The sequence below is a fragment of the Elioraea tepida genome (genome assembly GCF_019203965.1).
GTDB lineage: Bacteria > Pseudomonadota > Alphaproteobacteria > Acetobacterales > Acetobacteraceae > Elioraea_A > Elioraea_A tepida.
Map to the genome: position 1 here is coordinate 2450991 of NZ_CP076448.1, position 12959 is coordinate 2463949.

A 12959-nucleotide genomic window follows, 5' to 3' on the forward strand; every position below is an offset into this window, starting at 1 on the left:
GGGGCAAGACAGCGGGAGCGGAACGGCGTGATCGACGTAACGACACTTCATGCGCCCTGGGCGCTCCTGCCCGATGGCTGGGCGCGGGATGTTGCGGTCACGATCGCAGCGGACGGGACGATCGCCTCGGTCGAGACGGGCGTGCGCCCCGGCGGCGCCACGCCGCTTGCCGGGCCCGTGCTGCCCGGCATGACCAACCTCCACAGCCATGCGTTCCAATACGCTATGGCAGGGCTTGCGGAGAGCCGCAGCCCTTCGGGCGAGGACCACTTCTGGTCCTGGCGCGAGACCATGTACCGGTTCCTCGCCCGGCTCACGCCCGACGACGTCGAGGCGATCGCAGCACAGCTCTATGTCGCCTTGCTGAAGGGCGGCTTCACGAGCCTGGTCGAGTTTCACTATCTGCAGGCGGATCCCGCAGGCAGGCCCTATGCTGACCCGGCGGAGATGAGCTGGCGCGTCCTCGCCGCAGCGCGGCGGGCCGGGATCGCACGCACCCTCCTGCCGAGCCTCTATCGCCACGGCGGCTTCGGCCGGCCGCCCGGCGAGGGCCAGCGCCGTTTCCTGCTGCCGGCCGAGACCGTGCTCGATATCATTGCCGCGCTGCGCCGCGAGGCTCGATCCGATCCGCTGCTCCGGGTCGGCGCGGCGCCGCACAGCCTGCGCGCGGTGACGGTCGAGGAGCTCGGCGACTTCGCTGCGGCGGTCCGGCACGGTGATGCCGCCGCGCCGCTGCACATCCACGCCGCCGAGCAGCCGCGCGAGGTCGAGGAGTGCCTCGCCGCGACGGGGCAACGCCCGGTCGAGCGGATGCTTGCGACTCTCCCCCTCGATCGGTGCTGGTGCGTCGTTCACGCCACGCACATGGACGCAGCGGAGACGGCGGCGCTCGCCGCGACCGGCGCGCTGGCCGGGCTCTGTCCGACCACGGAGGGCAACCTCGGCGACGGGATCTTCCCCTTCCTCGCCTGGCGCGCTGCGGGCGGCGCCTTCGGCATCGGCACCGACAGCCACGTCGGCACCGATGCGGCGGGCGAGCTGCGCCTGCTCGAGTACGCGCAGCGGCTCACGCATCTGAGGCGCGCGGTCGGCGCGAGCGAGGCGGAGCCCTCCACCGGCACCGCCCTGTGGCAGCATGCGGCGGCGGCGGGCGCTCAAGCGGCGGCCCAGCCGGCCGGCGCGATCGCGCCGGGCTGGCGCGCCGATCTCGTCGTTCTCGACGGCGCCGATCCGCTGCTCGCAGGGCGCGGGGGCGGAGCGATCGCCGACACGCTCGTCTTCGGGCCCGCGCCCCGTCTCATTCGCGACGTCCATGTCGGCGGGAGGGCTGTGATCACGGCCGGCCGACATGCCGAAGAGGACGCGATCGCCGCACGCTTCGCCGCGACCATGCGGCGACTCTTGGGCTGAGGCTCAGCGCAGCGCCGTCTCGGCCGTGAGTGGCGGCGCGAGGTTCAACGAGCCTTCGAGCGCGTAGCCGAGTGCGAGGCGGCTGCTCCGAACCCAGACCTGGCGCAGGTCGTAGAGCGGCAGGGAGCACGCGGCCTCCATCACCTTCCGCTGCGCCTCCGCCCAGAGCGCCGCCTGCCTCGCGGGATCGGGCTCGCTGCGCGCCGCATCGATCTCCGCATCGGCCACGCTGCAATGGGCGAAGTTGAGCGCCATGGTCGGTGTGCCCGGAGCGGAGCGCGAGTGGTAGAACTGCGTCAGGTAGGTATCGGCGACCGGAAAGCGCGCCGCACCGTAGAACGTCACCTGCGAGAGGTCCTGGCGGATTCGGGCGTGGTAGGTGGCATGTTCGACCACGTCCATCTCGAGCGTGATCCCGGCGCGACGCAGCTGGGCCTGGATCACCTCCATGATCGGCAGCTGGGTGCTGACCGAAGAGACGACCGCCTTCAAGGTCACGCCCTGCGGATGCCCAGCTTCGGCAAGCAAGGCGCGCGCCCGGGCAACGTCATGGGGGTAGCGCGGAACATCGGTGGTGGCGCCGAGATAGCCGGGCGGCACCGGCGATGGCCAGAGCTGCGCCACGTCCGCCCCGACGAAGCGGACGATGGCCGGCACATCGATCGCATGGATCACCGCGCGCCGCACGCGCACGTCATCAAGCGGGGCGCTCTTGGTGTTCAGGAGCAGGGTGCGGAACTCGCCCGGGCCGAACACCTCGACCACGGTGTTCGGCAGCTGTTTAATCCTCTCTACCCAGCGCTGTTCACGCCGCCCGATGAAGAGATCGAGTTCCCCAGCGGTATAGGCGAGCTCCCTCGTCTGGTCGGAGGGGATGAAGCGCACCTGCACCGCGGCAAGCTTCGGCGTGCCGCGGAAATGTTGCTGGTGCGCGGTGAGCCTCAGCCCGCCCGGCTCGACCGACTCGAACTGGAACGGCCCCGTGCCGACCGGGCGACGCGCGAAATCGCCCTCCTCAGCCGCGCGCCGCGAGACGATCATGCCGCCGTGATAGTTGGCGAGCAGACCGAGCGCGCTCGGCACCGGCTGGCGGAACACCACGCGTACCGTGCGCGGATCGACGACCTCGACAGCGCTGAGATCACGATAATCGCCGGCGAAGGCCGAGCTCTCGGACGATGCGGCGCGGCGCAGCGAGAAGGCAACATCCTCGGCCGTCAGCGTGCCCATGCCGTGGTGGAACTGGACGCCCTCGCGCAGCGTGAACGTCCAGACGAGACCATCGCCGCTTCGCTCCCATCGCTCGGCGAGGTCGGGTTCTAGCCTGGCGGGATCGGCAGAGCCGGGCGGGAAACGCACGAGCCCATCGAACATCCAGCTCACCGGCCCTTTGTCGTGCGTGGCGGTGGCGCGATGCGGGTCGAGCGTCCCCGATTGCTGGCCGATCTGTCCTACCCTCAGTGTCTGTGCCGCTGCCGGGATGGCGGCGAGCAGAACGACGAGAACGAGCCGCAGCATGGGCTTTCCCCCCTCCGTCTCAGTCATGCGGAGAGACCTTGCCTTGCAGCGTAAGCCGCTTTGCCGGATACTTCAAACCATGGCGGATCGGTTCGATGTTGCGGTGATCGGCGGCGGCATGGTGGGCTCGGCCATCGCGGTGGGCTGCGCGAGGCTCGGTGCGCGCACCGTGCTCGTCGACGAAGGCGATGTCGCGCTGCGTGCCGCCCGCGGCAATTTCGGCCTGATCTGGAGCCAGGGCAAGGGCGACGGCATGCCGGCCTACGCCGCCTGGACGCGCGAGAGCCTCCGCCACTGGGACGCCTTCGCGGACGCGATGAGCCGTGCCGCCGGAACCGAGATCGGCTATCGCCGCAGCGGCGGCTTGATCTTCGCTGTTGGCGAGCAGGAGTGGGCGCAGCGCCGGGAGGACGTGCGGCGCCTGCACAACCAGGCCGGCGGGCCGTCCACGCCCGTGCGCCTGCTCGATCGGCACGAGCTCGAGGAGCTGCTTCCGTCCACACCGCTCGGCAGCAGTGTCGTCGGCGCCTCCTTCGCGCCCGAGGACGGGCACGTCAATCCGCTTCTGTTGCTGCGCGGCATGCATGCGGGTCTGCGGGCAGCGGGAGGAGAGCACCGCCCCGGAGCGCCGGTCGAGTCGGTGCGCCCCGGGTTCACGATCCATCGCGGCAACGAGACGATCGCGAGCGACCGGGTCGTGATCGCCGCAGGGCTTGGCACACCCCGTCTTGCCGCGATGCTTGGGATGCGCATCGCCGTCCATCCGGTGCGTGGCCAGAACATGGTCACCGAGCGCCTGCCGCCGCTCCTGCCGCTGCCAGCAAGCGCGATCCGCCAGACCGCCGAAGGTGTGGTGCAGATCGGCGTCAGCTACGAGGAGAACCACTGGGAGACGGCGACGACGGTGACCGAGCTCGCGCGGATGGCCGCTCGTGCCGTTGCGGTCCTGCCGCCGCTCGCCCACGCGCGGATGGTCCGCGCCTGGGGCGCCTTGCGGCCGATGACGCCGGATCGCTACCCGATCTACGCGCAGTCGCGCCTGTACCCCGGCGCCTATGTCGCGGTCTGCCACTCGGGCGTGACGCTTGCCGCCGCGCATGCGGGCCCGCTTGCCGCGGGCATCCTCGCTGGGCGTCTGCCGGATCTCGTCGCGGAGCTCGGACCAGACCGGTTCCATGCTGACGCGGCCTGACCCTGGTTCACTCACCCTTCTGTTCGAGGGGCGACCCATTCCCGCGCGCGAAGGAGAGAGTGTCGCATCCGCGCTGATCGCCGCCGGCATCCTCGCCTTCCGCACCACGCCGGTGTCCGGCGCCCCGCGCGGACCCTTCTGCATGATGGGGGCCTGCTTCGACTGCCTCGCCGTGGTCGACGGTGTGGGCAGCGTGCAGACCTGTCTCGTCCAGGTGCGAGACGGCATGCGAATCGAGCGCCAGCAGGGCGCGCGGGATATCGCCTCCGAGACAACGGGATGAGAGTGGATCTCGCGATCATCGGCGCGGGCCCTGCCGGCATCGCCGCCGCCACCGAGGCGCGCGCGCACGGGTTCTCCGTGCTGGTGCTCGACGAGAACCCCGGTCCCGGAGGCCGCGTCTGGCAGGCGATCGAAACCCGCCCGCTGCATGGCGATGACGACCGTGTAGCACTGGAAACGGTTCGCGCGTTTCGCGCCTCCGGCGCCGAGGCGCGATTCGGTGCCACCGTCTGGTGCGTCGAGCCGGAAGGCCGAGTGTATTGGAGCGAGGGGGGGCGCGCGCGGTCGGCTGACGCGGCATGGGTGCTGATCGCCACGGGCACGACCGAGAGGCCGCTGCCGATTCCGGGATGGACCTTGCCGGGCGTGCTCACGGTCGGTGCGGCGCAGATCGCCCTCAAGACGGCCGGGCTCGTGCCGTCCGGGGATGTCTGGCTTGCCGGGCAGGGACCGCTGCTTCTGCTCTATGCCGCGCAAGCACTCGCCGCCGGCGGGCGGATTGCCGGCGTCCTTGACCTTACCGACGGCGGTTCCCTCCGCCGCGCTCTGCCGCATCTGCCGCGCGCGCTGCGTGCCCCGTCGTATCTCGCGCGGGGCGTCGCTTGGCGGCTCGCGCTGCGCCGCGCCGGGGTGCCGTGGATCCGGGCATCGCAGCTTCGTGCCGAGGGCGAGGGGCGGCTCGAGCGAATTCGCTTCCTCGCCGACGGTACGGTCCAGGTGAGACCGGCCTCGCTCTTGCTTCTGCACGACGGCGTGATCCCCTCGGTGCAGATCACGCGCGCGCTCGGCTGCGCGCATGTGTGGGACGAGGTGCAGCACTGCTGGAAGCCGCTGACCGACATCTGGGGCCGAACGAGCCTCGAGAGGATTTCCGTCGCCGGCGACGGGGCCGGGATCGGCGGCGCCAGGGTGGCGGAGCTCTCCGGCCGAATCGCCGCCCTCGACATCGCCGCCGCGCTCGGACGGCTGAGCACGGCGGCGCGCGACCGGGCGGCGGCACCGCTGCTCGCGGCCAGGGAACGGCATCTTGCCGTACGGCCGTTCCTCGATGCCTTGTTCTCCCCCCTCCCGATCGACCCGGCGGACGAGACGATCCTCTGCCGCTGCGAAGAGGTCACGGCCGGACGGGTGCGCGAAGCCGTCTCGCTTGGCTGCCTCGGCGCGAACCAGGTCAAGGCCTTCACGCGCGCCGGCATGGGTGCGTGTCAGGGACGGATGTGCGGGCCTGTGGTCGCGGCGGTGATCGCTGCGGCGCGTGGCGTTGCCCCGCGCGATATCGAGCCCTATCGGTTGCGGTTCCCGACCAAGCCGCTCACCTTGGGCGAACTCGCCGCGCTGCATGCGCAGCCGACGGCGGTCGAGCCGCAGAGCTCATGACGCGATCCCAATGCTGGAACGCGCGATCGTCATCGGGGGCGGGCTGCACGGATTGTCGACAGCGCTGCATCTCGCGCGCAGCGGCTGGTCGGTGACGGTGCTCGAGCGCCGCCATGTGGGGCGGCATTCCTCGGGCATCAATGCAGGCGGCGTGCGTCGGCTCGGGCGCGACGTGCGCGAGATCGCCTTGGCTCAGGTGGCGCATGAGATGTGGCGGAACCTTCGGGCGCTGGTGGGCGACGATGGCGGCTTCCGCCCCTCGGGCCAGGTGAAGGTGGCCGAGAACGAAACGGAGCTCACCGCCCTCGAGCACCGCGCAACCGAGTTGCGAGCCCTCGGCTGGACGCATGAGGAGGTGGTCGACCGCGCCGAGACACGGCGGCTTCTGCCGGCGATCGCGCCGCATGTGGTCGGCGCCCTGGTCGTGCGCGACGACGGGGCGGCCGACCCGATGCGGACGGTGATGGCCTTCCGGCACGCTGCCCTCGCTTCCGGTGTGGCGATCGAGGAGGGGGCGAGTGTGCTCGCGCTCGAACGCACGGCAGGCGGGAACCTGCGCGTCGTCGCAGACCGCGGGTCGTGGGAGGCGACGAGGGTTGCCAACTGCGCCGGCGCTTGGGCGCCCGCGATCGCACGCTCGGTGGGGGAGACGATCCGCTGCGGCGTCAAGGCCTCCATGATGATCGTCACCGAGCGCCTGCCGCGCTTCGTCGAGCCGACGGTCAGCACCGTTGCCCGCCCGCTCTCTTTCAAACAAACGGCTGCCGGAACGGTCCTGATCGGTGGCGGCCACCAGGGCCGCGCCGACCCCGCGACGGAGACCGCGGTGGTGGACGTCCGCAACCTCGCCCGGGCGGCAGGAATCGCCACTGAGCTGTTTCCGCTCATGCGCGGCGTCCGAATCCTGCGCAGCTGGTGCGGCATCGAGGCGCGCACGCCTGACGATCTCCCGGTGATCGGCGAGAGCACGACCTGCCCCGGGCTCGTGCACTCCTTCGGCTATTCCGGGCATGGCTTCCAGCTCGCGCCGGCGGCCGGCGCCGCCGTCGCCGAGATCATGATGCGCGGGAGGACGAACCTTCCCGTCGCCCCCTTCGCTCCGGCGCGGCTGATCGAGAGGAGTGCGGCATGACGGTGCTCTCGGTCGAAGGGCTGCGCACCGAGTTCCGAATCGGCGGCGTTTGGTACCCAGCGGTGAAGGACGTCTCGTTCGCCTTGGCGCGCAACGAGACGCTCGCGCTCGTCGGGGAGTCGGGCTGCGGCAAGTCGATGACGGCGCTCTCGATCATGGGGCTGGTGCCGGCGCCGGCAGGTCGGATCGCCGCCGGAAGGATCGTGCTGGAGGGGCGCGAGATCACGGGCCTGCCGGAAGCGGAGCTGGAGAGGATCCGCGGCGATCGCGTCGCGATGATCTTCCAGGAGCCGATGACCAGCCTCAATCCGGTGATGACGGTGGGCGACCAGGTGGCGGAGCCGCTCATTCGCCATCGCGGCCTCTCGCGCAGGGAGGCGCTCAAGCAGGCGCTCGCGCTGCTTGAGGAGGTGAAGATCCCCTCGGCGGCGGCGCGTCTCTCCGAGTATCCACACCAGTTCTCCGGCGGGATGCGCCAGCGCGTGATGATCGCCATGGCGCTCGCCTGCGAGCCGGCCGTGCTGCTTGCCGACGAGCCCACCACCGCGCTCGACGTGACGATCCAGGCGCAGGTGCTTGGCTTGCTTGCCGATTTGCGCGCGCGCCACGGCACGGCCGTGCTGTTCATCACCCACAATCTCGGCGTGGTGGCGCAGATCGCCGACCGGGTCGCGGTGATGTACGCGGGCGAGATCGTCGAGGAGGGGCCGGTGGAGGCGATCTTCGCCGCACCCGGGCATCCCTATACGCGGGCGCTATTCGCCACCATTCCGCGCATGGACCGTGTCGGCCAGGACCTCGCCGCGATCCCCGGCCGCGTGCCCGCCCTCGATTCGATGCCGCAAGGCTGCCGCTTCGCTCCACGCTGCCCGCTCAGGCGCGACGGCTGCGAGCGCGACCAGGCGCTCGTGGCGGTGGACGAGGGGCATCGCGTGCGCTGCCATGTCACGACGGGAGCGTTGGCGGATGCTTGACGCAGAAGGCCGGGTGGTGATGGTGTCCGGCGCGGCGCGCGGGATCGGCCGGGCGGTCGTGCTCCAGCTGCTCGCGAGCGGCTTCAGCGTCTCTGCAGGCGTGCGCGACCGGCACGACCTCCCTCCCTCCAACCGGCTGTTCACGCACCGTTACGATGCCGAGGATCCGGCCTCCGCCGACGCCTGGGCCGACGCCACGGCGGATCGGTTCGGCCGTATCGACGCCGTGGTCGCCGCCGCCGGGATCAATCCCATGGCACGCCTGCTCGATCGCGATGACACCGCGCTCGACGCGCTCTGGGCCGTCAACGTCAAGGGGCCGAAGCACCTCGTTCGTGCCGCCTGGCCGCATCTTGTGGCCTCGGGCAGCGGCCGTGTCGCGATCCTCGCCTCGCTCTCCGGCAAGCGGGTGGCGAACGAGAACATGGGCTACGCGGCGAGCAAATTCGCCGCCGTGGCGCTCGCGCATGCGATCCGCCGCGAGGGCTGGGAGCACGGCATTCGCGCCACCGCGATCTGCCCTGGCTTCGTCGCGACCGACATGACGGCGCATGTCACGAGCCATCCGCGCGAGCAGATGACCCAACCTGAGGATCTCGCCGTGCTCATCGAGACCGTGCTTCGCCTTCCGGCGCACGCCGTGGCCGCGGAACTCCTGGTGAACTGCCGGCTGGAGCCGACGCTGTGAGGCTCGTGCGTCTTGCCGACACCGATCGGCCGCGTCTTGCCTTCACGCTCGACGGCGCGCCCGCCGAGGCGCTTGCGGGCGACACGCTTCTGACCGCCATCCTGACGAATGCCGGCCACGTGCGCGCGAGCGAGTTCGGCGACGGCACTCGCGCCGGGTTCTGTTGGATGGGCGTGTGCCAGGACTGTCTCGTCTGGGTGGACGGGCTTGGGCGCGTGCGCGCCTGCACGACGCCGCTTGTGCCCGGCATCGCGGTGCGGCGCACATGACGGGCCCGACGGTCGTGGTGGTCGGTGCCGGGCCTGCGGGGACGCGCGCGGTCGAGGTGCTCGTGCGTGCCGGGCTTCGCCCCGTCTGGATTGACGAGGCGCCGGCCAACGGGGGCCGCATCTACCAGCGGCCCGTCGCCGGGACGACGCGCAGCTCGCGCGATCTCTACGGCACCGAGGCGGCGAAGGCGGAGTCGATCCATGCCGGGGGCGAGCGGCTGTATGCGGCGTGCGACTGGCGCCCCGGAACGCTCGCGTGGAACATCCGTCCGGGCATGCTCGATACGTTCCACGCCGGGCGGCACGAGGCGGTCGCCTTCGACCGAGCGATCCTCTGCACCGGCGCGATGGAGCGGATCGTTCCGGTGCCGGGCTGGACGCTTCCTGGCGTGTTCACGCTGGGGGCGGCACAGATCGCCCTGAAGGCGCAAGGGGTGGCGATCGGCAGCCGTGTCGCCTTCATCGGCACAGGGCCATTGCTCTGGCTTACGGCCGCCCAGTACCTGAAGGCGGGTGCCACGGTCGCGCTGGTGCTGGACACCACGCCGTTGCGCACCAAGGCGCGCGCGGCCGCGGGCCTCTTCGCCGATCCCGTCACGTTTGCAAAGGGCCTCGCACTTGTGGCGCGGCTGCGTCTCGCCGGCGTGCGCGTGCTGGAGGGCGGAGTGCCCGTGGCGTTCGAGGGGACGGACGCGGTCGAGGCCGTGCGCGTTCGCGACCGGAGGGGGCGGGAGCAGCGCATCGCCTGCGACGCGGTCGGCCTCGGCTTCGGGCTGAAGCCGGAGAGCCAGCTCGCCGATCTCGCCGGCGTGCCGTTCCGCTTCGACGCGATCGAGCGCAACTGGATTCCGGAACGCGATTCGGCGGGCCGGACGCCCGTCCAGGGTGTCTATCTCGCCGGCGACGGCGCGGGGATTGGCGGGGCGGACGCGGCCGAGCTTGCCGGCGCGCGTGCGGCCTGGGCAGTCCTCGAGGACGCGGGGGTTGCCTCGGACGCCGCCGAGATCGCGCGGCTTGACCGCGCGCTCGCCCGCCTCCCGCACGTCCGCGCCGCGCTCGAACGCGCCTTTCCCTACCCGTCCGCGCTCGCTGCGCGCGTTCCCGACGCGACGATCGTCTGCCGGTGCGAGGCGATCACGGCAGGCGAGCTGCGCGCGGCGGCGCGCGCACGCCACGTCACGGGTGGCGCGGCGGAGGTCAACCGCGCCAAGGCGTTCACCCGCATCGGCATGGGACGCTGCCAGGGGCGAGTGTGCGGGCCGCCGGCCGCCGAGATCCTTGCCGATGCGCTCGGCTGCGACATCGCCGCCGTCGGCCGGCTGCGCGGCCAGCCGCCGGTCAAGCCGATCCCGATCCTCGCAGAGGCCGCGGAATGAGCGCCGCCTACGACGTGCTGATCCTTGGCGGCGGCGGTGCCGGCTGTTCGGCCGCGCTGCATCTCGCGCGGCGCGGCGCGCGCGTCGCGCTGTTCGAGCGCGGGCTCGTCGGCAGCCAGGCCTCGGGCGTGAACTATGGCGGCGTGCGACAGAACGGGCGGCACCCGGCGGAGCTGCCGATCGCCCGGCGCGCGCGCGAGATCTGGGCGCGCCTGCCCGAGCTGATCGGCACGGATTCCGAGTTCGAGGTGACCGGGCATCTGAAGCTCGCGCGCAGCGCCGAGGAGGAGGCCGAACTCGCCGCCTACATGGAGGTGGCGCGCGCGCATGACTTCCCGCTGGAACTGATCGGTGCCAACCGGCTGCGCGAGCGCTGGCCGTGGCTCGGCCAGCGCGTGGTCGCGGGCGCCTTCGCACCCGAGGACGGCGCGGCCAACCCGCGCCTGCTCGCTCCGGCCTTCGCGCAGGCTGCGCGCGCGGCAGGCGCCGAGATCAACGAGCGGACGCCGGTCGACGAGATCGCGCACGACGGCGCAGCTTTCGTCGTGACGCATGGCGGCCGCAGCTGGCGCGCTCCCGTCGCGCTCAACTGCATGGGCTACTGGGGCGGGGCGATCGCCGCACGCTTCGGCGAGCCGGTGCCGGTCGCGCCACTCGCGCCGAACATGCTGGTGAGCGAGCCGATCCCTTACTTCATCGAGCCGAACATGGGCGTGGTGGGCGGCGACATCTATCTGCGGCAGATACGCCGCGGCAACGTGATCTTCGGCGGCGGCCGCGGCGCGTGCGATCCCGACACGCCATGGGCGCGACCGCTGCCTGAGGCCACGCTCGCCGCCATGGCACGGGCGGTCGAACTCGTCCCTCGCCTCGCCGGCATCCACGTGATCCGCAGCTGGACCGGCATCGACGGCGAAATGCCGGACGGGCTGCCGGTGATCGGGCCGAGCCGCACCACGCCCGGGCTGATCCACGCCTTCGGCTTCTCAGGCCACGGCTTCATGCTCGGCCCCGGGATCGGCGCAATCCTCGCCGACCTCGTGCTCGACGGGCGCACCGACGTGCCGCTCGAGCCCTTCCGCATCGACCGTTTCGCCCTTGGCAGCGCCAGCTGATGCCGACATGATCGCGGACTGACGAGAACGATGGGGAGTGGAACGATGAGACTTCGTGCGGCACGGCTTGCGGGCGCAGCTGTGCTCGGCATCGCGGCGTTCGGCGCAACCGCGTCAGCGCAGCCGCGAACGACGCTCACTGTCGGCATGGCCGCCCAGGATGTCGGCCGGCTTGACCCGCATTTCGCGGTCTCGACGATCGACCGTGTGGCGGTCGCCTGGATGTTCAACGGCCTCGTGCGGTTCAAACCCGGCAGCATCAACCCGGCCGAGATCGAGCCTGACCTCGCCGAGCGCTGGGAGGCGAGCGCGGACGGCCGAACCTGGACCTTCTTCCTGCGTCGCGGCGTGCAGTTCCATGGCGGGTTCGGCGAGGTCACGGCCGAAGACGTGGCCTTCAGCCTGCGTAAGGCGGCGCAGCCCTCGACGTCAGCCTTCTCCGGCGATTTCCGTGCCTTCGAAGCGGTCGAGGTGGTCGACCCGTACACGGTGCGGATACGCCTGCGCGAGAACGTTCCGAGCCTGCTCGGGCTCGTGACCAACTATGCCGGCGGCTACATCGTCTCCAAGCGCGCGGTGGAGCAGAAGGGCGACGCCTTCGTGCGCGCGCCGGTCGGCTCCGGCCCCTTCGCCTTCGCCTCGGTGACGCCGAACCAGTCGCTCGAACTTGCGGCGCACGAGGGCTATTTCCGGGGCGCGCCGCAGATCAAGCGGATCTCGTACCGGTTCATTCCGTCCGACGCCTCGCGCGACCTCGCTTTCCAGAACCGCGAGCTCGACATCAACTACGGCCGCGCCCAGACGGCCTGGATCGAGCGCACGCAGCGTTTGCCGAACGTCATCGTCGACGTCTTCGAACCGGCGGAACTCGCCATCCTCAACATCAACACGCGCCAACCGCCGTTCGACGACATCCGCGTGCGCCGCGCGATCGCGCACGCGATCGACCGCTCAGAGCTCGTGCGCTGGCGCGGCGAGGCGGTCGCGCGCGAGGGGCAGTCGCTCGTGCCCCGCGGCTATCTCGGCTTCACCGCCGACGTCCCGCTTCCCGGCTTCGACCAGGCGCGGGCGCGGGCGCTGCTTGCCGAAGCCGGGCATCCGAACGGGTTCACGGTGCGCGTGATCCACACCCAGTTGCCGGAAATGCTGAGCGCGATGCAGGTGGTGCAGCAGCAGCTGCGCCGCGTCGGCATCACGCTCGACCTGCAGGTGGTCGAGCACGCGACGTTCCACCAGCAGATCCGCCAGGATCTGAGCCCGCTCGTCTACTATGCCGCGGCGCGCTTTCCGGTCGCCGACATCTATCTCACGCAGTTCTACCACGGCCGGTCGATCGTCAAGACGCCGACCGCCGTCACCAACTTCAGCCACTGCTCGATGGCCGACGCGGAGATCGACGCCGCGCGCATCGAGACCGATCCGCAGAAGCAGCTCGCCCTCTGGGCCGCCGCGCAGCGCAAGCTGGTCGAGGCGGTGTGCGGCGTGCCGCTGTTCGAGACCATGCTGGTGTTCGCGCGCCACGAGAGCGTCGATTACGGCTACGAGCTCAAGGGCTCGATGTCGCTCGGGCCGCTGATCACGGAGGCGACGCGATTCCGGTGAGCAAGGGCCGGCCGGCCGGGTCCG

At 71.3% G+C, this 12959-nt stretch carries 12 protein-coding genes; 11 read left to right on the forward strand and 1 reads right to left on the reverse strand.

The features are described 5' to 3' along the window. Window positions 1–27: 27 nt before the first annotated feature. A complete protein-coding gene (locus KO353_RS11655; protein ID WP_235691830.1) occupies window positions 28–1410 on the forward strand; it encodes a formimidoylglutamate deiminase in 1383 nt (460 codons plus the stop codon). A 3-nt stretch (window positions 1411–1413) separates the two neighbouring features. Here the strand turns inward: KO353_RS11655 and KO353_RS11660 are convergent, their stop codons facing one another. After that, window positions 1414–2955 carry an ABC transporter substrate-binding protein gene (locus KO353_RS11660; protein WP_235691832.1) on the reverse strand — a complete coding sequence of 514 codons (1542 nt, stop codon included), beginning with the start codon at window positions 2953–2955 and terminating at the stop codon, window positions 1414–1416. A 52-nt stretch (window positions 2956–3007) separates the two neighbouring features. Between KO353_RS11660 and KO353_RS11665 the strand changes: the two genes are divergently transcribed. From KO353_RS11665 to KO353_RS11710, 10 genes are read left to right on the forward strand one after another with little or no spacing between them, the layout of a single operon-like run. Next, window positions 3008–4120 carry an NAD(P)/FAD-dependent oxidoreductase gene (locus tag KO353_RS11665; RefSeq protein WP_218284872.1) on the forward strand — a complete coding sequence of 371 codons (1113 nt, stop codon included), beginning with the start codon at window positions 3008–3010 and terminating at the stop codon, window positions 4118–4120. After that, window positions 4104–4403, forward strand: a complete 300-nt coding sequence (locus KO353_RS11670; protein WP_218284873.1) for a (2Fe-2S)-binding protein — start codon at window positions 4104–4106, stop codon at window positions 4401–4403. The genes KO353_RS11665 and KO353_RS11670 overlap by 17 nt, the downstream gene beginning before the upstream one ends. After that, entirely contained in the window at window positions 4400–5779 is a 1380-nt protein-coding gene (locus KO353_RS11675; RefSeq protein WP_218284874.1) for a (2Fe-2S)-binding protein, read from the forward strand. The genes KO353_RS11670 and KO353_RS11675 overlap by 4 nt, the downstream gene beginning before the upstream one ends. Window positions 5780–5789: 10 nt before the next feature. Further along, entirely contained in the window at window positions 5790–6911 is a 1122-nt protein-coding gene (locus KO353_RS11680) for an NAD(P)/FAD-dependent oxidoreductase (RefSeq protein WP_218284875.1), read from the forward strand. Then, the gene (locus tag KO353_RS11685) at window positions 6908–7885 is read left to right on the forward strand and encodes an ABC transporter ATP-binding protein (protein WP_218284876.1); all 978 of its coding nucleotides are present in this window, start codon (window positions 6908–6910) and stop codon (window positions 7883–7885) included. Before KO353_RS11680 ends, KO353_RS11685 begins: the two co-directional genes overlap by 4 nt. Then, the gene (locus KO353_RS11690) at window positions 7878–8573 is read left to right on the forward strand and encodes an SDR family NAD(P)-dependent oxidoreductase (protein WP_218284877.1); all 696 of its coding nucleotides are present in this window, start codon (window positions 7878–7880) and stop codon (window positions 8571–8573) included. The genes KO353_RS11685 and KO353_RS11690 overlap by 8 nt, the downstream gene beginning before the upstream one ends. After that, complete coding sequence (locus tag KO353_RS11695; protein ID WP_218284878.1) at window positions 8570–8842, forward strand: (2Fe-2S)-binding protein; 273 nt, start codon at window positions 8570–8572, stop codon at window positions 8840–8842. The genes KO353_RS11690 and KO353_RS11695 overlap by 4 nt, the downstream gene beginning before the upstream one ends. After that, window positions 8839–10218 carry an FAD/NAD(P)-dependent oxidoreductase gene (locus tag KO353_RS11700; protein WP_218284879.1) on the forward strand — a complete coding sequence of 460 codons (1380 nt, stop codon included), beginning with the start codon at window positions 8839–8841 and terminating at the stop codon, window positions 10216–10218. The genes KO353_RS11695 and KO353_RS11700 overlap by 4 nt, the downstream gene beginning before the upstream one ends. Then, the gene (locus KO353_RS11705; protein ID WP_218284880.1) at window positions 10215–11333 is read left to right on the forward strand and encodes an NAD(P)/FAD-dependent oxidoreductase; all 1119 of its coding nucleotides are present in this window, start codon (window positions 10215–10217) and stop codon (window positions 11331–11333) included. The genes KO353_RS11700 and KO353_RS11705 overlap by 4 nt, the downstream gene beginning before the upstream one ends. Window positions 11334–11378: 45 nt before the next feature. Beyond that, a complete protein-coding gene (locus tag KO353_RS11710) occupies window positions 11379–12935 on the forward strand; it encodes an ABC transporter substrate-binding protein (RefSeq protein WP_218284881.1) in 1557 nt (518 codons plus the stop codon). Window positions 12936–12959: the final 24 nt, after the last annotated feature.

Bases quoted from the DNA above. Each gene is read 5' to 3' on its own strand.
- KO353_RS11660 (WP_235691832.1), bottom strand. From the start codon at position 2,955: ATGACTGAGACGGAGGGGGGAAAGCCCATGCTGCGGCTCGTTCTCGTC.
- KO353_RS11665 (WP_218284872.1), top strand. From the start codon at position 3,008: ATGGCGGATCGGTTCGATGTTGCGGTGATCGGCGGCGGCATGGTGGGC.
- KO353_RS11670 (WP_218284873.1), top strand. From the start codon at position 4,104: ATGCTGACGCGGCCTGACCCTGGTTCACTCACCCTTCTGTTCGAGGGG.
- KO353_RS11675 (WP_218284874.1), top strand. From the start codon at position 4,400: ATGAGAGTGGATCTCGCGATCATCGGCGCGGGCCCTGCCGGCATCGCC.
- KO353_RS11680 (WP_218284875.1), top strand. From the start codon at position 5,790: ATGCTGGAACGCGCGATCGTCATCGGGGGCGGGCTGCACGGATTGTCG.
- KO353_RS11685 (WP_218284876.1), top strand. From the start codon at position 6,908: ATGACGGTGCTCTCGGTCGAAGGGCTGCGCACCGAGTTCCGAATCGGC.
- KO353_RS11690 (WP_218284877.1), top strand. From the start codon at position 7,878: ATGCTTGACGCAGAAGGCCGGGTGGTGATGGTGTCCGGCGCGGCGCGC.
- KO353_RS11700 (WP_218284879.1), top strand. From the start codon at position 8,839: ATGACGGGCCCGACGGTCGTGGTGGTCGGTGCCGGGCCTGCGGGGACG.
- KO353_RS11705 (WP_218284880.1), top strand. From the start codon at position 10,215: ATGAGCGCCGCCTACGACGTGCTGATCCTTGGCGGCGGCGGTGCCGGC.
- KO353_RS11710 (WP_218284881.1), top strand. From the start codon at position 11,379: ATGAGACTTCGTGCGGCACGGCTTGCGGGCGCAGCTGTGCTCGGCATC.